The organism is Sphingomonas sp., from assembly GCF_042095875.1.
GTDB lineage: Bacteria > Pseudomonadota > Alphaproteobacteria > Sphingomonadales > Sphingomonadaceae > Sphingomonas.
On record NZ_JBELMJ010000022.1, the window covers coordinates 34,100 to 51,568 of the forward strand.

A 17,469-nucleotide genomic window follows, 5' to 3' on the forward strand; every position below is an offset into this window, starting at 1 on the left:
ACATCGGCGCGCCCTACGGCAGCCCGATCTACGCCGCGATCGACGGCGTCGTCTCCTTCGCCGGGCGCAGCGGCGGCTACGGCAATTTCGTCAAGCTCGCCCACGCGGGCGGCTACGTCTCGGGCTACGGCCACATGAGCCGGTTCGCGGTGTCGACCGGCACCCGCGTCGCGCGCGGGCAGGTGATCGGCTACGTCGGATCGACCGGCATGTCCACGGGTCCGCACCTGCACTGGGAGGTATGGCGCAACGGCGTGCCGGTGAACCCGCGCTCGATCTCGCTGTCGAGCGTGCAGAGCGTGTCGGGCGACACGTTGCGCGGCTTGAAGGCCAAGATCGCGCGGCTGCTGTCCGCCCCGGCGCGCTGACGCCGCTCGCCTACCGCGCCTTCCTTGCCAGAAAAGGCGGCTAGTTCCGGTTCGGCACCGAGAAGGTGCCCGTCACGCGCCCGGTCGGCGCCTGCTGCACGTTGCCCGCCGCGCCGCTGCCGTTGCCGCCGCGCACCGCCGAGCCGTCGATGATCGCGCGCCCGGTGTCGAGATTGATCGTCAGCCGCGCGCCGTTGACCGTGTTCGGCCCCTGCGTCAGCCTGACCGCGCCCAGCATGGTGATGACGCGGCGGTTGAGGTCGTAGATCGCGTACTGCCCGCGCGCGGTCTGGTCGGGGCGGCGCACCGTCACCCCGCCCGACGCGTCGAGCCGCGACACCTGCGGGTTCCCGTCGACCACCGCGCCGGTATAGGCGACGTTCAGCCGCTGGGCGTTGAGCGTCATCTCGGCTTGGCGGACCGCGACGTTGCCGGTCAGCACCGCGCGGTTCGCCTTGTCCTGCAGCTCGATCTGGTCCGCGCCGAAATCGATCGGCGCGTTGGTGTTGTGCTTGCCCTGCGCGACCACCGGGGCAGCGACGAGCACAAGCGACAGGAGGGGGAGCGAGCCACGCATGGCGCTCATTTCGTTTGTCTCGGCACGATGCGCAAGCGCGCGTTACCGTTCAAGCGGACGGTGCGCGATTCCAGGTCGGCCGACATGCTGTCCGCGCTGAACCTGCCCTGCCGGACCGTGCCCGTCACCGGCGCGGTCGAGGTCAGCTGCCGCGTCTTCAGGTCGACGTCCGCGCTGGAGGTGTCGAGCGCGTAATTGTTCGGCGCGCGCACCGCGATCGGCCCGTCGACGCGCACCTTCTCGCTATCCATATCGTAGCGCGCGGTGGGCGCGGTCAGGCGCGCGGGGCCGTCCTGCAGCTGGATCGCCGCCGCCATCTGCTGGATCCGCACCACCGCCTCGGCCGAGCTCTTCTGCACCGCGGAGCCGGCGTCGAGCTCGAACGGCTGCCCCTTGGCGTCGGTGCCGCGGTAGGTCGCCGATTGCAGCTTCAACCGTTCCTTGGCGACCTCGACCTTGTTCTTGTCGAGCACGAACGACACGTCGCCCGCCATCGTCAGCGGCGCCATGACGAGGAACGCGGTCAGCACGCCGATCGACGCCGGGATCAGCCAGTTCGACGTGCGGATCAGCCGGTCGTGACGGCCGCCCGGACGCGCCCATTGCTGGCGATCCGACAGGGTCCGGCGGGCAAGCGCGCTCATGTGCGGCTCAGGCGTGCGCGAAGATGTCGACGTCGGGCCAGCCCGCGATGTCGAGTTCGGCGCGCGCCGGCAGGAAGTCGAAACAGGCCTGCGCCAGTGCCATCCGCCCCTCGCGCACCAGCCGCTTGTCCAATTCCTCCTTCATCCGGTGCAGGTAGCGCACGTCGGACGCGGCATAGTCGCGCTGCGCGTCGGACAGTTCCGGCCCGCCCCAGTCGGACGATTGCTGCTGCTTGGAGATATCCTGGCCGAGTAGTTCCTTGACCAGCTCCTTCAACCCGTGGCGATCGGTGTAGGTGCGCACCAGCCGCGACGCGATCTTGGTGCAATAGACCGGTGCGGCGACAACACCCAGGTAGAAGCTGAGCGCCGCGATGTCGAAGCGGCCGAAATGATACAGCTTCAACCGTTCCGGGTCGGCCAGCACGCGCTTCAGGTTCGGCGCGGCATAATTGCTGCCGGGACTGAACCGCACCAGATGCTCGTCGCCCTGTCCGTCGGACAATTGCACCACGCACAGCCGGTCGCGCGGCGTGATTAGCCCCATCGTCTCGGTATCGACCGCGATCGCGGCGCCGGGTGCGAACACGTCGCCCGGCAGGTCTTCCTCGTGGAAATAAACAGCCATGGTTGCTGCCGTAGCTTGAGCCGGGGTCGCGCTCAATGGGGTGAGCGCTCGTTCACCCCCGATCTTTACCCCCCAATCTTCAACCCTCGTCGGCGTAGATCGCGACCCGCGCCTCGCTGTCCGCCGATACCTGCCCGCGGTACATGCCCTGCGTGGTGAAGCTCCACACCGGCTGTCCCTCCGGCCCGGTCACGATCACCCCGCCGCTGCCGCCCATCTCCTTGACGCCTGCCATCACCGCGTCGGCGGCCTGCTGCAGCGACTCGCCCAGCATCCGCACGCGCGCGCCAATCTCGTGCCCGACGCTCTCGCGGATGAAATACTCGCCCGATCCCGTCGCCGACACCGCGCAGGCACGATCATCAGCGTAGGTGCCCGCGCCGATCAGCGGCGAATCGCCGACGCGGCCCCAACGCTTGCCCGTCACCCCGCCGGTCGAGGTCGCCGCCGCGACGTGGCCGGCGGCGTCGCACGCCACCGCGCCGACGGTGCCGTACTTCATGTCGACGTCGAACCAGTCTTCGCTTTCCTTCATCGCCGCCAGCTGCGCGCGGCGCTCGGGAATGACGAACCAGTCCTCGCCCGCCTGCTCGACTCCATGCTCGTGCGCGAACGTATCCGCGCCCGCGCCGGTCAGCAGCACGTGTGGGCTGTGGTCCTTCACCGCGCGCGCGAGGCTGACCGGGTTGCGCGCCGCGCTCACTCCCGCGACTGCGCCCGCCGACCGGTCCCACCCGTCCATGATCGCGGCGTCGAGCTCGACCTTGCCCTCGAACGTCAGCACCGCACCACGCGCCGAGTTGAAGTGCGCGTCATCCTCCAGCACGCGCACCGCCGCCTCGACCGCGTCGATCGCCGCGCCGCCGCCCGCCAGCACCGCCGCGCCCGCCTCCAGCGCGCCGAACAGCCCGGCGCGCGCGCCCGCGTCCTGCTCGGGGGTCAGCACGCCGCGATTGATGATCCCGGCGCCGCCGTGGATCACCAGCGTCCAGCGCGGGGCATCGGTCGACATGAGACGAAACTCCCTAAAATCAGGCGATCGCGGGGCGCGGATCGACGTGGGTGCGCTTGGACGCGTGACGCCTCAGCCCGATCAGCGGCCTGATCAAGGGTATCCTGCGCCCCACGAGGTAGAAGGCCCAGCATCCCGCCACCGTCGCCGCGACCAGGATGGCGAAATCGGCCAGCATCGACAGTCCGGCACCGCGCAGCCACCACGCCACCACCACGATCACCGTCTGGTGGATGATGTAGAACGGGAACACCGCCTCCGTCAGCATCGGGCGCCAGCGATGGTCGCGGTTCCAGTGGCTGTCGGCGAACCCGATCAGCGCGGCGATCGCGAACCAGCCCTCGACCGCGCGCGCGACCGAGAAGATCTCGCCGACGCCGTCGGGCGCGCGCGCTACGCCCGGCCAGGTCAGCTCGATCCCCGCGACCAGCGCGTAGGCGGCGATCGCCACCGCGGCGGCGACCTTCCACCAGCGCACGAAGCTGGCGAGCGTCCGGTCCGCGCGCGCCAGCGCGAACCCGAACAGGAACGCGGGGAAATAGGTCGCGTGCGCGACCCAGTCGCCCAGCACCGCGTGCGTCTCTCGCCCACCCGGGAACAGCACCAGATTGACCAGCACCATCCACACGAGCGGCAGCAGCATCAGCACGGGACCGCGGAACAGCGCCTCGAACCCCTGCTGCGCGCGCGCGCGCAGGCCCGCGGGCGACACCGCGACCGCCAGCGTGATCGCCAGCGTGTAGATCCACAGATAGGCGACGAACCACAGGTGGTTCCACGCCGGCAGCGGCATGCCGAGCGCCGTGTCGAAGCGGAAGTAATCGTGCAGCCAGAACCACGCGTAATCGTGCGGATAGCCGCGCTTCGCCGCCAGTTCGGCCCAGGCCTGCGGCGGCACGATCACCGCCATGCCGAAGACCAGCGGCACCAGCAGCCGCGCGGTGCGATTGCGCGCGAACCGCCAGCGGCTCGACTGCCGCTTCAGCAGCACGCGACTGGCGTAGCCCGAGACGATGAACAGCAGGGACAGCCGCCACGGATTGGTCGCCATCATCGGCACCGTCGCCCAGGCGGGGCCGGGCAGCTTGGCGTGATAGTCCCACGGCACGAACACCATGCCGACGTGGTAAAGGATCAAGAGCGCGAAGGCACCGATGCGGAGCCAGTCGAGCCCGTAATGGCGTTGCATGGCGCCGCGCCTAGCAGCTTCGCGCGCGCCGTGCCAACCGCCGGGCGGCCGGTGCGCGCCGATCGCCCCGATCACGCGTCGGCGCGCGGCTATTCCGCCGCGACCAGTATGCTGCGCGACCGCGCCGGCGGCAGCACGCCCAGCCCCGCGACCGGCCGCAGCCACGGCACCGCGCGCGCCAGCAGGTAGAAGCCCACGCACGCCGCGGCGGTGGTGGCGAGGATGATCGCGAACCCCGCGCCCGCGCGCAGCCCCAGCGGCAGGATCGCCCAGGTCGTCACCACGATCGCCGGGTGGTGAATCAGATAGGCCGGGAACACCGCTTCCGCGATCGTCGCGCGCCAGCGGGCGTCGCGATTGAGCCAGCGGTCGGCGACGAACAGCAGCACGAGCAGCATCGACCACGCCATCGCCACCTGGCTCGCGCGCTCGGCCGCGGCGATCGCGTGCGGGGGCACGTTGCTGCCGGGGTAAGCGTGCTCGGCCCACGCCACGACGCTTCCGCACGCCAGCCCGACCGGCACCGCCGCGCGCGCCTGCGCCGCGATCCGCCGCCACAGCAGCGGCGATCCGCCCAGCGCGAAGCCGAACAGCAGGAACGACGCATATTGCACGTGCCCGCTCCAGTCGGTGAACAGCCCGTGCTGCTCGGGCACCACGAACATCAGCGACAGGCGCGCGGCGGCGAGCAGCGCGATCGGCGCCCACAGCATCCGCCCGCGCGCGGTCAGCGCCTCGACCCGCGCCTGCACCCAGTCGCTGCCGCGCGCACCGACCAGCAGCGCGAGCAGCAGCGTGTACACCCACAGGTAGAGCACGAACCACAGATGCTCCCACGCCGGGAAGCCGAGACCGTAGCGCGGGTGCGGCAGCAGATATTCGTGCAGCCAATATTGCCCCAGCGACAATCGGTCGCCCGCCAGCCGCGCGCGCACCCACAATTCGGGCACCAGCAGCACCAGCAGCCCGAAGCCGAGCGGTATCAGCAACCGCTTGCTGCGCCCGCGCGCGAACTCCGCCACCGACGGCGAGCGCATCAGCAGCCGCCGCGTCGCAAATCCCGACACCGCGAACAGCAGCGGCAACCGCCACGGCGTCAGGAAAGCGAGCGGCACCACCAGTGAGGCGCTCGTCTCGGGCCATTTGATCACCCAATGACCGGGTACGAACACCAACGTGACGTGGTACAGGATCAGCAGCGCGAACGCCGCCACGCGCAACCAGTCGAGGCCGTAATGCCGGCCGGAAACGTGCCAGGCGGGGGGAGCAGCGGCCATCCATGTGCCGATAGCTTGCCTGACCTCAACGAAGTGTTGCCGGTGCCGCCGTTTCGGTCATATCCGGGCGGGCTTCCGGCTCGGGCTCGCCGCGCGTATATGAAGGCGCATGTCCATTCGTCCGTGGCGCGACATCGTCCGCCGAGAGAGCCGCCAGATCATGGTCGGCAACGTCCCCGTCGGCGGCGGCGCGCCCGTCACCGTGCAGACGATGACCAACACCCCGACCGACAACGTCGGTGCGACGATCGACCAGATCCGCCGCTGCGAGGACGTGGGCGTCGACCTGATCCGCGTGTCGTGCCCCGACGTCGAGTCGACCGCCGCGCTGCCGCAGATCGTGCGCGCGTCGAACGTGCCGATCATCGCCGACATCCATTTCCACTACAAGCGCGCGCTCGAGGCCGCCGACGCGGGTGCCGCCTGCCTGCGCATCAACCCCGGCAACATCGGCTCGGCATCGCGCGTCGCCGAGGTCGTGCGCGCCGCCAAGGCGAACGGCTGCGCGATCCGCATCGGCGTCAACGGCGGCAGCCTTGAGAAGCACCTGCTGGAAAAGTACGGCGAGCCGTGCCCCGACGCGCTGGTCGAATCGGCGATGGACCACATCAAGCTGCTCCAGGACCACGATTTCCACAAGTACAAGGTCGCGGTTAAGGCGTCGGACTTCTTCCTCGCGGTCGCCGCCTATCAGCAGCTCGCCAGCGTGGTCGACTGCCCCTTGCACCTCGGCATCACCGAGGCGGGCGGCTTCGTCGGCGGCACCGTCAAATCCTCGATCGGCATCGGCTCGCTGCTCTGGTTCGGCATCGGCGACACGATCCGCGTGTCCTTGTCGGCGGAGCCCGAGGACGAGGTCCGCGTCGGGTTCGAGATTTTGAAGGCACTCGGCATCCGCAACCGCGGCGTCCGCGTGGTGTCGTGCCCGTCCTGCGCGCGGCAGGGCTTCGACGTGATCCGCACGGTGCAGGCGCTGGAAGAACGATTGCAGCACATCCGCACCCCGATGTCGCTCTCCGTGCTCGGCTGCGTCGTCAACGGCCCCGGCGAGGCGCGCGAGACCGACATCGGCATCACCGGCGGCGGCAACGGCAAGCACATGGTCTATCTGTCGGGCGTCACCGACCACCACGTCCAGGACGCCGGCATGATCGACCACATCGTCCGCCTGGTCGAGGCCAAGGCCGCCGAGATCGAGGCGCACGCCGCGGCGGCGAAGCTCGCGGCGGAGTGACCGGCGGATGGCCAGCCCGCCGCGGCCGTACGTGACGGTCAGTCGGGCTGCATGATCGCCAGCTCGAGTCCGTTGGGGTCGAGGAAGTGGAAGCGCCGGCCGCCCGGAAAGGCGAAGATCGCCTTGCTGATGCGCCCCCCGGCCTCGGTCACCGCGCGCTCCGCCGCGTCGATATCCTCCACCTGCACCACCGGCAGCGGCATCGCGCTCGCTTCGCTCAGGTCGCCCTGCAGCCCCAAGTCGACGACACCGGTCGTAGTGGACGCGTAGCTGGGACCGAAGCCGGTCAGTTCCCACCCGAACACGGACGCGTAGAAGGACCGCGCCGCGCCGAGATCGCGCGCGGGAAGCTCGATGTAGTTGATCCTGGCCATTGGGCGCTCCTGCCTAATCCCCGGCACGAAGCCTAGACCGCGCTTCTCACCGCGTCACGCCTCCCGCGCGCGGCCGTCGAGTCCGCCTGGCGCCTCACCCGTCGTCGAACGCCGCCAGGATCGGGCACGGCCCCGCCCCCCCTTCCGCGCACTCCGCCGCCAGCCGCGACAGCGCGTCGCGCGCGCTCGTCAGCGCGGCGATCTGCGCGTCGATCGCCGCGATCCGCCCGCGTGCCAGTTCGCGCGCGCGCGCGCGGTCGTGCCCGGCGTCGAGCGCGAGCAGCTCCGCGATCTCGCTCAGCGTGAATCCCGCGCCCTGCGCCTGCCGGATGAAGCGCAACCGGTGCACGTCGTCCGCGCCGTAGCGGCGGATCGCGCCGCGCTCCCCGCGCGCCGGCGTCGCGAGCAGTCCGCGGCGCTGATAATAGCGGATCGTCTCGACGCCGACGCCGCCCGCTTCGGCCAGTTCCGCTATTCTCAGCACCGCGCTTGACTCCGGACCATGGTACGGCCCCCATATAGCGGTCATGTCGACGAACCGCACCGCCGAGAAACGAGCCGCGCTCTACCGCATGGTCATGCCCGACCACGTCTGCCCCTACGGCCTGAAGGCGCGCGACCTGCTCCAGCGCCGCGGCTTCATGGTCGACGACCACTGGCTGACGACGCGCAGCGAGACCGACGCGTTCAAGGCCGAGCACGACGTGAAAACGACGCCGCAGGTGTTCATCGCGGGCGAGCGCGTCGGCGGCTACGACGACCTGCGCCGCTACTTCGGCCAGCACGTGCTCGAACCAGGCGAAACCAGCTACCGCCCGATCGTCGCCGTCTTCGCGATCACCGCGCTGCTCGGCCTGGCGGTCAGCTTCGCCGCGCTCGGCACGCCGTGGACCTGGTCCGCGCTGCGCTGGTTCGGCAGCTTCAGCATGGCCGTGCTCGCGCTGCTGAAGCTTCAGGACGTGGAGAAATTCTCCACCATGTTCCTCAACTACGACCTGCTCGCGCGCCGCTGGGTCCGCTACGGCTACGTCTATCCCTTCGCGGAGGGCGCGGCCGGCGTGCTGATGGCGGCGGGCGCGCTCACCTGGCTGTCGGCGCCGATCGCCCTGTTCATCGGCACGGTTGGCGCGGTGTCGGTGGTGAAGGCGGTGTACGTCGACCGGCGCGAACTCAAATGCGCCTGCGTCGGCGGCAGCACCAACGTGCCGCTCGGCTTCGTTTCCCTGACCGAGAACATCGGCATGATCGCGATGGCGGCGTGGATGATCGCGATTTGACGCGGCGGGCGGCGGGCGGTTCGCCGGGCGCGCCCGTCCGCCGCCCGCTTGCCATCGCGCGCGCCGCGTGACTATAGGCGCGCCATTCGCATGGACCCGGTGAAATTCCGGGTGGCTATTCCGGCCGCCGATCCGCCGGACAACAACACGCACCCGATTATCCCCGCGCCGATGCGGCGCGCCCGTGCCCTGTTGTGGATTTCCAATGACGCTTAATCTCTCCGCCTACCGGCGCCAGTGGTTCACTGACGCCGCCGCCGCCCGCCGCGACCTGCTCGCCGGCATCGTCGTCGCGCTCGCGCTCATCCCGGAGGCGATCGGTTTCTCGATCATCGCCGGGGTCGACCCGCGCGTCGGCCTCTACGCCTCGGTCGCGATCGCGATGACGATCGCGCTGATCGGCGGCCGCCCCGGCATGATCTCCGCCGCCACCGCCGCGGTCGCGGTGCTGGTCGGCCCGCTGGTGCGCGACCACGGCGTCGAATACCTCTTCGCCGCGACGATCCTGATGGGGTTGATCCAGATCGTCGCCGGGTTGCTCCGGCTCGACCTCGTGATGCAGTTCGTCTCGCGCTCGGTCATTACCGGTTTCGTCAACGCGCTCGCCATCCTGATCTTCATGGCGCAGCTGCCGCAACTGACTGGCGTCGGGTGGCAGACCTACGCGATGGTCGCGGGCGGGCTCGCGATCATCTACGGCTTCCCGCGGATCACGCGCGCGATCCCCTCGCCGCTCGTCGCCATCCTGGTGCTCAGCGCGGTCGCGATCGCGCTCGGCGTGCCGGTCAACACCGTCGGCGACATGGGCCGCCTGCCCGAGGGGCTGCCGTCGCTCGCCTGGCCGCAGGTGCCGCTGACACTCGACACGCTGCGGATCATCCTGCCCTATTCGCTGACGATGGCGGCGGTCGGACTGCTCGAATCGCTGCTGACCGCGCAGATCGTCGACGACATGACCGATACCGACAGCGACAAGCGGCAGGAATGCGGCGGGCAGGGCGGCGCCAACATCGTCGCCGCCCTGTTCGGCGGCATGGGCGGTTGCGCGATGATTGGCCAGTCGGTGATCAACGTCACCTCCGGCGGGCGCGGGCGACTGTCGACCTTCACGGCGGGCGCGTTCCTGCTGTTCCTGCTCGCGGTGCTCGGCCCTTGGGTCGGGCGCGTGCCGATGCCCGCGCTGGTCGCGGTGATGATCATGGTGTCGATCGGCACGTTCAGCTGGAACTCGATCCCGAACCTGCGCCGCCACCCGCCGACCTCCTCGGCGGTGATGCTCGCGACCGTCATCGTCGTGGTCGCGACGCGCGACCTGTCGCTGGGCGTGCTCGCGGGCGTGCTGTTGTCGGGCATCTTTTTCGCCGGCAAGGTGCAGCGGATGTTCGCGGTCGAGCGGGACGCGTCGGCCGACGGCGCGCGCGCGACCTACCGCGTCTCGGGCGAGATCTTCTTCGCCTCGGTCGACCGCTTCACCCGCGCCTTCCACGCCGAGCGCGCGCAGGCCGTGCTGATCGACGTCACCGCCGCGCACTTCTGGGACATCTCGGGCGTCGGCGCGCTCGACAAGATCGTCGCGCGGCTGCGGCGCGACGGCGCGCAGGTCGAGGTCGTCGGCTACAACCGCGCCAGCGCCGACCTGGTCGACCGCTTCGCGCTCCACGACAAGACCGGCGTCGAACTCGGCCTCGCGCCGCACTGACGCGCGACCTGCCTACCCCTATTTTGGTCATCCCGGACTTGATCCGGGATCCCGCTTCTTCTCACCGATCGAAGGCTAAGGCGGAACCCCGGACAAAGCCGAAGCTAACGAGGCGAACGCTCCAACCGCGCTGTCCTACCCGCGCCCGATCGGCCATAGCCGCGGGGTGCCCGCTTCCTCGCTCTCCCACCCGCTCGCACCCGCCCGACGGGCGAAGTGGAGGTGCGCTGCAAAAACGCGTTTGAACCTCCACTTCCTCCACTTCGTCCCAGATCGGGACACGAGGTGAGCGCGCGCCAGCTCTCGCCCGCGCTCGCCTTCGCGGTCGCCGCAGCCGGGATCGGGCTGTTCTCGGTCATGGACGCGTTCATGAAGTCGCTGGTGCTCGGGCTCGGCGTCTACAACGCCATGGTGTGGCGCACCGGGCTGTCGACCTTGCTCGGCGGTGCCGCCTGGATCGCGAGCGGCCGCTCGCGCCCGAGCCCGCGCGCGCTCCGCCTCCACGCGCTGCGCGGCCTCATCACCGCGGCGATGGCGCTGCTGTTCTTCTGGGGGCTCGCGCGCGTGCCGATGGCGCAGGCGATCTCGCTCGCCTACATCGCGCCGCTGCTCGCCCTCCTGCTCGGCGCGCTGTTCCTGCACGAGCGCGTCGGACGCCGCGTCGTCGCCGCCTCTTTCGTCGCGGTTGCTGGAGTCGGCGTGATCCTCGTCGGGCAGCGAAGCGCGGTGATGGGGCCGCAGGCGTTCGAGGGCGCGGTCGCGATCCTCGCCTCGGCGGTGCTCTACGCGGTCAACCTCGTCGTCGCGCGCCTCCAGTCGCAGGCCGCGCGCCCGGCCGAGATCGCCTTCCTGCAATCCGCGATCGTCACCGCAATCCTCGCCTGCGCCGCGCCGTGGCTGGCGGTGCTGCCGCCGACGGGCGAGTGGTGGAAGATCGCGATCGCCGCCGCGCTCGGGACCGCCTCGCTGTTCCTGCTCGCTTGGGCCTACGCGCACGGGGAGACGGGCTATCTCGCCACCACCGAGTATACCTCGTTCGTCTACGCCGCCGCACTCGGCTGGCTCGTCTTCGGCGAGCGCGTGCAGCCGACCACGCTCGCGGGCGCCGCGATCATCGTCGGCGCGTGCCTCTACGCCGCGCGCCGTCGCGACATCGCGCGATCCGCGGTAGAGCAGACGGCATGACTGCCATTCGCCCCGCCACCCGTGCCGACGTCGCCACCATCCTGCGCTTCATCCGCGAACTCGCCGCCTATGAGCGCGAACCCGACGCGGTCGAGGCGACCGAGGCGAGCCTCGCGCTCGCGCTGTTCGGCGAGCACCCCGCCGCCGAGGCGGTGATCGCCGACCATGACGGGCACCCGGTCGGCTTCGCCTTGTTCTTTCACAATTTCTCGACCTGGACCGGTCGCCGCGGGCTCTACCTCGAGGATCTGTACGTCACCCCGGACGCGCGCGGGCAGGGGGCCGGGCGCGCGCTGCTCGCGCATCTCGCCGACATCGCACTGACACGCGGCTGCGCGCGGTTCGAATGGTCGGTGCTCGACTGGAACACGCCCGCGGTCGACTTCTACCGCAAGGTCGGCGCGGTGCCGATGGACGGTTGGACGATCCAGCGCGTGACCGGAGACGCGCTCGCCGCGCTGGCGGGTCGCGGCTGATGGCGTGGGTGCTGCTGATCGTCGGTGGACTGTTCGAGATCGGCTTCACCACCTGCCTGCGCCACGTCGACGGCTTCCGCAGCCTACCCTGGACGCTCGGCTTCCTCGCAAGCGTCGCGGCATCGATGACATTGCTGGAGGTCGCCTCGCGCAGCATCGCGATGGGTACCGCCTACGCGGTGTGGGGCGGGATCGGTGCGCTCGGCACCGTGATCGTCGGGATCATCTGGTTCGGCGAGCCCGTTAGCGCGGTCCGGTTGCTGCTGATCGCGGGGGTCGTCGCCTGCATCGCCGGGCTGAAACTCACCGCGGGCGGGTGAGGGGAAGGCATCTTGGCGGTCGGTCGTTCGACGCAACATACGACAACGCCGGAAAGCTCGCCCGTCCGCGTGCTCCCCGGCGTCGATCAAGGTGCGCGGGGTCAGAGCCGCCACGCACCGTCAGAACTACGGATTATTTGCGACCCGGAACGTCGTGGTCGTGCGGCTCCTCGCCCTGCGCCTTGGCCGCTTCGTAGCGCTCGATCGCCTCCAGCGTGATCCGGCGCGCCTCGTCGCGGTCGCCCCAGGTGCCGACGCGCACCCACTTCTTCTTTTCCAGGTCCTTGTAGTGGGTGAAGAAGTGCTCGATCTGCTCGAACACGATCTCGGGCAGGTCCTCGCGCCCGTCGACCTTGGTGTAATACGGAAAGGTCGAGTCGACCGGCACGCACACCAGTTTCTCGTCGCCGCCCGCCTCGTCTTCCAGGTTCAGCACCGCGATCGGTCGCGCGCGCACCACGCAGCCCGGGATGAACGGCGAGCGCGCGACGACCAACGCGTCGAGCGGATCGCCGTCGGGCGACAGCGTGTGCGGCACGAAACCGTAGTTCGCCGGATAGCGCATCGGCGTGTGCAGGATGCGATCGACGAACAGCGCGCCGGACGCCTTGTCGAACTCGTACTTCACCGGCTCGCCGCCGGTCGGCACTTCGATGATCACGTTCAGGTCGTCGGGCGGGCTCTTGCCGACCGGGATAAGATCAATACGCATCGAATTCCCTTGCTACTTGGATCACGCCCCGAAGGTTCAGCGCGGTGCGAGCAGGCGGTCGAGCCCGGAATCGCCCTTGCCGATTTTTTCGAGGCGCGGGTAGCGCAAGCCCCCGTGCCAGTCGAGGGTCACCGTGCGGTACGCGTCCTGCTGCCGCACGATCAGCTGCACCGGCGTGCCGCCCGCCTGACCGTTTGCGGTCTGCGCGCCCCGGATTGCCTTCTTCAGCGCGTCGCCGGAGTAGGGCTGGCCATTGACCGACACGATGGTGCTGCCGATCGTCAGCCCGGCGTTGAAGGCGCTCGACCCCCAGCTGACGCCGGTGATCGCGCCCTTGCTCTCGCCCTCGCTGACGATCATCCCGCCCGAATAGGTCAGGTCGGTGATCTTGCGCGACGACTCACCGCTCTTGAACGACGGCGTCGGCGTGTCGGCGTAGGTCAGGCGATAACCGTTGCGCTCGAACCCCGAAATCGGCGCGCCCGGCGCGTGCTCGGTCAGCCGCTGGCGCAGCAGCGTCGCCCAGTCGTACGGCTGGATCTTGTTGAGCGTCGCCGCCACGTCCTCGAACGTGTAGGTCACCTCGCCCCAGTCGCCGTCGCGGATGCCGAAGAAGGAGCGCGCGAAATCGTCGATCGATTTCCTGCCGCCCGACAGCTCGCGCAGCCGCGAATCGACCTCCATCCAGACGAGCAGCCCTTCGTTGTAATAATCCTCCGAGCGCTGCCAGCTCGTCCAGCCCTTGGGCCGGCGCGCGGAGATGATCGGATCGTTAGTGGTGTCCAGCAGGTCGCGCCAGTCGCGCGCGCGCTGCGAATCGTAGCTCGCCGCGATCGCTGCGAGCTGGTCGAGCGTGTCCTGCTTGCTGACGAGGCCGGATCGCGCCTGAAGGATGTAGCCCCAGAATTGCGTCTGCCCTTCGTACACCCACAACAGCGAGTCGCGCATCGGCATGCGGAAGTCGGGCGTCCACAGGTCCGCGCCGCGGCGGAACTTGCCGTCCCACGAGTGGGTGAACTCGTGCGGCAGCAGGTTGCGGCGGCCGGGGCCGTCGTCCCACTTGGTGAAGTAACCCGGCGTCACGCCGTTCTCGCTCGAGCGGTGATGCTCCAGGCCGATGCCGCCCAGTTGGTCGGTGATCGACAGCAGGAACTCGTACCGGTCGTAATGCTGCGCGCCGAAGGTCTTCACCGCCTGCTCGACCAGCCGCTTGTGCGCGTCGATCTGCGCCGGCGTGGCGGCGAGCTCGGCGGGATCGTCGGCGAACAGGTTCAGGTTGACGCGCGGGCTGAGCGGCACGACGCGGCCGTACTTGCCCGCCAGCATCGGCGAATCGACCAGGATCTCGTAATTGGTCGGCTCGTAGGCGTAGGTCGATCCGGTCACCTGCGCCTTGAGCGCGCCAGCCGCGGTCCAGCCGTCGGGATACTTGACCGTCATCTGCACCGGGATCTGCCGCGTGAAATAGCCGGCCGGGTACAGGCTGACCGAGTTCGGCTCCATGCTGATCATGTTGGGCGTCGCGACGATGCGGCCCTGATCGCTCTTGGTGGCGGAGATGAACTGGAACGACGCCTCGAGCGCGGTGACGCCCGCGGGCACGTCGAGGTGGAAGGCGTAGACGTCGACCATGTCGCGCGTCCACGGGATCACCTGTCCGTTGCCCTTGATGATCAGCCCGGCGAGCTTCTCGATCTCGCCGCGCGGGCTGTGCGCGCCCGGCAGCCATTTGGGGAACAGCAGCACCATGTGCCCGGCGGCGGGCACCGGGATCGTCTCGGTCACGCGAAAGATGCCGCGCTGCGTGTCGGTCGCGTCGACGTTGACCTGGAGCGTGCCGGGGAAGCGCACATCCTTGGCATCGGGGATCGTATCGACGATCGGCACCGGCTGCGGCGCGGAATTGCCTGCGGGCACCTGAGCGGTGGCGGGCAGGGCGGCGAGGGCGGTGGTGGCCAGCAGGCTGGCGGCGAGGAGGTGACGGATCATGCGCGGCCTTTTCGTGTCAATGCTCCTGACTTAACGGCTCCACATCGCGCGTCTAGCCTCCCGCGCCGCCGATCGTGTTGATCGTGAAGGCGAGGACGCCCAGGTTGAACACGAACGCCGCCAGGCACTGGCCGAGCGCCACCCGCCGCATCCGCCCGCTCGATAGCGTCACGTCGGAGGTCTGGAACGTCATGCCGAGCGTGTAGCTGAAATACAGGAAGTCCCAGTAATCGGGCTCCTTGGTGCCGGGAAAGTCGAGCCCGCCCGCGTCCCCCGCGCCATCGTCGTTCTCGCCATAGAACAGGTGCGCGTAGTGGAGCGCGTAGACCATGTTGGAGAACAGCCAAGCCAGCGCGAGCGTTACGATGACGAGCGCGATCGCGAACGCGTCGTTCTTGCCCTTCAACTCGCCGTTCACCGCGACCAGGATGACGAAGGTGGTGCCCGCGGTGATCGCCAGCAGCAGCGCGCGATTGGCGTCGTTGACGCGCGTCGAGCGCCGCATTCCCGCCGCCGAGGATTTGCGGAACAGCGAGGCGAGCGATAACAGGAACGCCAACGCGCCGAGATCGAACCCGCCCATCACCGCGCGGCCCTGCCCGCGACCGGCCACAGCAGCGCCGCACCGGCGAGGCACACGACCGCGAACAGGACGAAGCGCGGCGGCGCCACCCGCTGCCCCAGGGTCCGCTTGATCCCGGCCCATCCATCCGCCGCGTCGTTCATTCCGCAAGCGCTAGCGCGAGCGCGGCGGCTCGCCTAGATACGCGCGCTCCTATGGCCCGTATTCAGACCCCCAATCGCGTGCGCGGCACGCAGGACATCTTCCGCGACGACGAGCGCCGCTTCGCGCACGTGCAATCGACCTTCGACCGCGTGCGCCGGCTCTACTGTTTCGAGCGGGTCGAGGTGCCGGTGTTCGAGGACACGCAGGTGTTCGCGCGCTCGATCGGCGAGACGACCGACGTCGTGTCGAAGGAAATGTACACCTTCCCCGATCGCGGCAACGACAGCCTGACGCTGCGCCCCGAGTTCACTGCCGGCATCGCGCGCGCCTACATCACCGGCGGCTGGCAGCAGTACGCGCCGCTGAAGCTCGTCACGAGCGGTGCGGTGTTCCGTTACGAGCGCCCGCAGAAGGGCCGCTACCGCCAGTTCCACCAGATCGACGCCGAGATCCTCGGCGCGCCCGAGCCGGCGGCGGATGTCGAGCTGCTGTGCCTCGCTGACCAATTGCTCCACGAACTCGGCATCGTCGATGGCGTGACGCTGCAGCTCAACACGCTGGGCGACGCGGAGACGCGCGACGCGTGGCGCGCCGCGCTGGTGGCGCATTTCGAGGCGCACCGGGCCGAGCTGTCGGAGGACAGCCTCGCCCGGCTCGACAAGAACCCGCTGCGGATCCTCGATTCCAAGGACCCGCGTGACCGCCCGATCGCCGACAGCGCGCCCGACATCGACGCGTATTTGACGTCCGAGGCGCGCGCCTTCTTCGACGCGGTCACCGCCGGGCTCGATGCGGCCGGTGTCACGTGGACCCGCAACGCGCGGCTGGTGCGCGGGCTCGATTACTACCGCCACACCGCGTTCGAGTTCGTCACCGATCGACTGGGTGCGCAGGGAACGGTGCTTGCGGGCGGGCGCTACGACGGCCTGGTGGAGAGCTTGGGTGGACCTGCCACGGCGGGCGTGGGCTGGGCCGCGGGGATCGAGCGGCTGGCGATGCTGCTGGAGGAGCCTGTCAAATCTACCCTCGATTTCGTTGTAATTCCTGTTGGCGACGAGGCAGATCAACAGGCGCAACATCTTGTAAGTCAGTTGCGACGTACTGGCTTCACCGCTGATTTGGCGTTTCGAGGAAACTTAAAGAAGCGGATGTCCAAGGCGTCAGCGCAGGGTGCCGCTTTCACGTTCATAATTGGGCGAGATGAGATAGCTGGCAACACTATAACAATTCGCTCTCTCGTGGATGGCGTACAACGTAACCTCCCATTCAGTGCACTGACGAGTGCGATGAAGACGCTTGTTGTCACAACGTCCGTGGAAAGCGATCGAGCTCAAATTCTTTTCGAGCAAATTTCATCCTCTGAGCTCGAAGAATGACCACCATCTCCCCCGACCGCATCCGCCAGATCGAGGCGCGGCGCGACGAGCTGTCCGCATTGATGGCAACGGGCAATCTCGACGGCGACCGTTTCGTCACGGTGTCGAAGGAATATGCCGAACTCGAACCCGTCGCGCAGGCTGCGGGCGAGGTGCGCCGGCTGCGCGCGGAGGCGGAGAGCCTCCAGTACATGACCGACGACGCCGATGCCGAGCTGCGCGCAATGGCCGAGGAGGAGTTGCGCGACAACAAGGCGGCACTCGCCGATGCCGACCGGCGCCTCGCGCTCGCGCTGCTGCCGCGCGACGCCGCCGACCAGCGCTCGGCGATGCTGGAGGTGCGCGCCGGGACCGGCGGCGACGAGGCGGCGCTGTTCGCGGGCGACCTGTTCCGCATGTACCAGC

The 17,469-nt window shown here is 69.2% G+C and carries 19 protein-coding genes, 1 pseudogene and 1 other annotated feature; of the genes and pseudogenes, 9 read left to right on the forward strand and 11 right to left on the reverse strand.

From position 1 onward, the window contains the following. Nucleotides 1-368, forward strand: a 368-nt coding sequence (locus ACFDS6_RS09530) for a M23 family metallopeptidase (protein ID WP_375271919.1), incomplete at its 5' end; no start/stop codon positions are given. 40 nt (nt 369-408) lie between these two features. On the opposite strand, the gene ACFDS6_RS09535 is transcribed toward ACFDS6_RS09530, so the two are convergent. From ACFDS6_RS09535 to ACFDS6_RS09560, 6 genes are all read right to left on the reverse strand, one after another. Continuing rightward, complete coding sequence (locus tag ACFDS6_RS09535) at nt 409-954, reverse strand: LptA/OstA family protein (protein ID WP_375271920.1); 546 nt, start codon at nt 952-954, stop codon at nt 409-411. Further along, a complete protein-coding gene (lptC, locus tag ACFDS6_RS09540) occupies nt 951-1,589 on the reverse strand; it encodes an LPS export ABC transporter periplasmic protein LptC (RefSeq protein ID WP_375271922.1) in 639 nt (212 codons plus the stop codon). The genes ACFDS6_RS09535 and lptC overlap by 4 nt, the downstream gene beginning before the upstream one ends. Before the next feature lie 7 nt (nt 1,590-1,596). Continuing rightward, complete coding sequence (locus tag ACFDS6_RS09545) at nt 1,597-2,217, reverse strand: ribonuclease D (protein ID WP_375271923.1); 621 nt, start codon at nt 2,215-2,217, stop codon at nt 1,597-1,599. A gap of 79 nt (nt 2,218-2,296) precedes the next feature. Beyond that, nucleotides 2,297-3,229 carry an isoaspartyl peptidase/L-asparaginase family protein gene (locus tag ACFDS6_RS09550; protein ID WP_375271924.1) on the reverse strand — a complete coding sequence of 311 codons (933 nt, stop codon included), beginning with the start codon at nt 3,227-3,229 and terminating at the stop codon, nt 2,297-2,299. A gap of 19 nt (nt 3,230-3,248) precedes the next feature. Further along, nucleotides 3,249-4,418 carry an acyltransferase gene (locus ACFDS6_RS09555; RefSeq protein ID WP_375271925.1) on the reverse strand — a complete coding sequence of 390 codons (1,170 nt, stop codon included), beginning with the start codon at nt 4,416-4,418 and terminating at the stop codon, nt 3,249-3,251. Between the two features lie 89 nt (nt 4,419-4,507). Beyond that, on the reverse strand, nt 4,508-5,695 hold the full coding sequence (locus ACFDS6_RS09560) for an acyltransferase (protein WP_375271926.1): 1,188 nt from the start codon (nt 5,693-5,695) through the stop codon (nt 4,508-4,510). A gap of 109 nt (nt 5,696-5,804) precedes the next feature. On the opposite strand from ACFDS6_RS09560, the gene ispG reads away from it, so the two are divergent. After that, nucleotides 5,805-6,929: a flavodoxin-dependent (E)-4-hydroxy-3-methylbut-2-enyl-diphosphate synthase gene (gene ispG / locus ACFDS6_RS09565; RefSeq protein WP_375271927.1), complete on the forward strand. Its 1,125-nt coding sequence runs from the start codon at nt 5,805-5,807 to the stop codon at nt 6,927-6,929. A 38-nt stretch (nt 6,930-6,967) separates the two neighbouring features. Here the strand turns inward: ispG and ACFDS6_RS09570 are convergent, their stop codons facing one another. Both ACFDS6_RS09570 and ACFDS6_RS09575 read right to left on the reverse strand, forming a co-directional pair. Beyond that, nucleotides 6,968-7,303 carry a VOC family protein gene (locus ACFDS6_RS09570; RefSeq protein ID WP_375271929.1) on the reverse strand — a complete coding sequence of 112 codons (336 nt, stop codon included), beginning with the start codon at nt 7,301-7,303 and terminating at the stop codon, nt 6,968-6,970. Nucleotides 7,304-7,397: 94 nt separating this feature from the next. Next, complete coding sequence (locus tag ACFDS6_RS09575) at nt 7,398-7,832, reverse strand: MerR family transcriptional regulator (protein WP_375271930.1); 435 nt, start codon at nt 7,830-7,832, stop codon at nt 7,398-7,400. On the opposite strand from ACFDS6_RS09575, the gene ACFDS6_RS09580 reads away from it, so the two are divergent. The 5 genes from ACFDS6_RS09580 to ACFDS6_RS09600 all read left to right on the forward strand — a co-directional run bounded on the left by ACFDS6_RS09580 (nt 7,831) and on the right by ACFDS6_RS09600 (nt 12,260). After that, complete coding sequence (locus ACFDS6_RS09580; RefSeq protein WP_375271931.1) at nt 7,831-8,580, forward strand: MauE/DoxX family redox-associated membrane protein; 750 nt, start codon at nt 7,831-7,833, stop codon at nt 8,578-8,580. The genes ACFDS6_RS09575 and ACFDS6_RS09580 overlap by 2 nt on opposite strands. 89 nt (nt 8,581-8,669) lie before the next feature. Continuing rightward, nucleotides 8,670-8,725 (forward strand) — a sequence feature (sul1 is cis-regulatory element that is thought to sense ions involved in sulfur or methionine metabolism; They are found in Alphaproteobacteria). A 60-nt stretch (nt 8,726-8,785) separates the two neighbouring features. After that, on the forward strand, nt 8,786-10,279 hold the full coding sequence (locus ACFDS6_RS09585) for a SulP family inorganic anion transporter (RefSeq protein ID WP_375271932.1): 1,494 nt from the start codon (nt 8,786-8,788) through the stop codon (nt 10,277-10,279). A 285-nt stretch (nt 10,280-10,564) separates the two neighbouring features. Continuing rightward, nucleotides 10,565-11,464 carry a DMT family transporter gene (locus tag ACFDS6_RS09590; RefSeq protein ID WP_375271933.1) on the forward strand — a complete coding sequence of 300 codons (900 nt, stop codon included), beginning with the start codon at nt 10,565-10,567 and terminating at the stop codon, nt 11,462-11,464. Beyond that, nucleotides 11,461-11,940 (forward strand): GNAT family N-acetyltransferase, encoded by a 480-nt coding sequence (locus tag ACFDS6_RS09595; protein ID WP_375271934.1) that lies wholly within the window; start codon nt 11,461-11,463, stop codon nt 11,938-11,940. The genes ACFDS6_RS09590 and ACFDS6_RS09595 overlap by 4 nt, the downstream gene beginning before the upstream one ends. Continuing rightward, entirely contained in the window at nt 11,940-12,260 is a 321-nt protein-coding gene (locus ACFDS6_RS09600) for a DMT family transporter (protein ID WP_375271935.1), read from the forward strand. The genes ACFDS6_RS09595 and ACFDS6_RS09600 overlap by 1 nt, the downstream gene beginning before the upstream one ends. Nucleotides 12,261-12,393: 133 nt before the next feature. On the opposite strand, the gene ppa is transcribed toward ACFDS6_RS09600, so the two are convergent. From ppa to ACFDS6_RS09615, 3 genes and pseudogenes are all read right to left on the reverse strand, one after another. Next, nucleotides 12,394-12,972, reverse strand: coding sequence for an inorganic diphosphatase (ppa, locus tag ACFDS6_RS09605; RefSeq protein ID WP_375271936.1), 579 nt, complete (start codon nt 12,970-12,972; stop codon nt 12,394-12,396). 36 nt (nt 12,973-13,008) lie between these two features. Next, complete coding sequence (locus ACFDS6_RS09610) at nt 13,009-14,961, reverse strand: M61 family metallopeptidase (RefSeq protein ID WP_375271937.1); 1,953 nt, start codon at nt 14,959-14,961, stop codon at nt 13,009-13,011. A gap of 52 nt (nt 14,962-15,013) precedes the next feature. Then, nucleotides 15,014-15,657, reverse strand: a pseudogene (locus ACFDS6_RS09615) (DUF1345 domain-containing protein). Between the two features lie 81 nt (nt 15,658-15,738). On the opposite strand from ACFDS6_RS09615, the gene hisS reads away from it, so the two are divergent. Both hisS and ACFDS6_RS09625 read left to right on the forward strand, forming a co-directional pair. Then, nucleotides 15,739-17,064, forward strand: coding sequence for a histidine--tRNA ligase (gene hisS / locus ACFDS6_RS09620; RefSeq protein WP_375271939.1), 1,326 nt, complete (start codon nt 15,739-15,741; stop codon nt 17,062-17,064). After that, nucleotides 17,061-17,469, forward strand: a 409-nt coding sequence (locus tag ACFDS6_RS09625; RefSeq protein WP_375271940.1) for a PCRF domain-containing protein, incomplete at its 3' end; no start/stop codon positions are given. The genes hisS and ACFDS6_RS09625, both read left to right, overlap by 4 nt.

Bases quoted from the DNA above. Each gene is read 5' to 3' on its own strand.
- ACFDS6_RS09555 (WP_375271925.1), bottom strand. From the start codon at position 4,418: ATGCAACGCCATTACGGGCTCGACTGGCTCCGCATCGGTGCCTTCGCG.
- ACFDS6_RS09545 (WP_375271923.1), bottom strand. From the start codon at position 2,217: ATGGCTGTTTATTTCCACGAGGAAGACCTGCCGGGCGACGTGTTCGCA.
- ACFDS6_RS09600 (WP_375271935.1), top strand. From the start codon at position 11,940: ATGGCGTGGGTGCTGCTGATCGTCGGTGGACTGTTCGAGATCGGCTTC.
- ACFDS6_RS09560 (WP_375271926.1), bottom strand. From the start codon at position 5,695: ATGGCCGCTGCTCCCCCCGCCTGGCACGTTTCCGGCCGGCATTACGGC.
- ACFDS6_RS09580 (WP_375271931.1), top strand. From the start codon at position 7,831: ATGTCGACGAACCGCACCGCCGAGAAACGAGCCGCGCTCTACCGCATG.
- ispG (WP_375271927.1), top strand. From the start codon at position 5,805: ATGTCCATTCGTCCGTGGCGCGACATCGTCCGCCGAGAGAGCCGCCAG.
- ACFDS6_RS09570 (WP_375271929.1), bottom strand. From the start codon at position 7,303: ATGGCCAGGATCAACTACATCGAGCTTCCCGCGCGCGATCTCGGCGCG.
- ACFDS6_RS09610 (WP_375271937.1), bottom strand. From the start codon at position 14,961: ATGATCCGTCACCTCCTCGCCGCCAGCCTGCTGGCCACCACCGCCCTC.
- lptC (WP_375271922.1), bottom strand. From the start codon at position 1,589: ATGAGCGCGCTTGCCCGCCGGACCCTGTCGGATCGCCAGCAATGGGCG.
- ACFDS6_RS09535 (WP_375271920.1), bottom strand. From the start codon at position 954: ATGAGCGCCATGCGTGGCTCGCTCCCCCTCCTGTCGCTTGTGCTCGTC.
- ACFDS6_RS09595 (WP_375271934.1), top strand. From the start codon at position 11,461: ATGACTGCCATTCGCCCCGCCACCCGTGCCGACGTCGCCACCATCCTG.
- hisS (WP_375271939.1), top strand. From the start codon at position 15,739: ATGGCCCGTATTCAGACCCCCAATCGCGTGCGCGGCACGCAGGACATC.
- ppa (WP_375271936.1), bottom strand. From the start codon at position 12,972: ATGCGTATTGATCTTATCCCGGTCGGCAAGAGCCCGCCCGACGACCTG.
- ACFDS6_RS09575 (WP_375271930.1), bottom strand. From the start codon at position 7,832: ATGACCGCTATATGGGGGCCGTACCATGGTCCGGAGTCAAGCGCGGTG.
- ACFDS6_RS09550 (WP_375271924.1), bottom strand. From the start codon at position 3,229: ATGTCGACCGATGCCCCGCGCTGGACGCTGGTGATCCACGGCGGCGCC.
- ACFDS6_RS09585 (WP_375271932.1), top strand. From the start codon at position 8,786: ATGACGCTTAATCTCTCCGCCTACCGGCGCCAGTGGTTCACTGACGCC.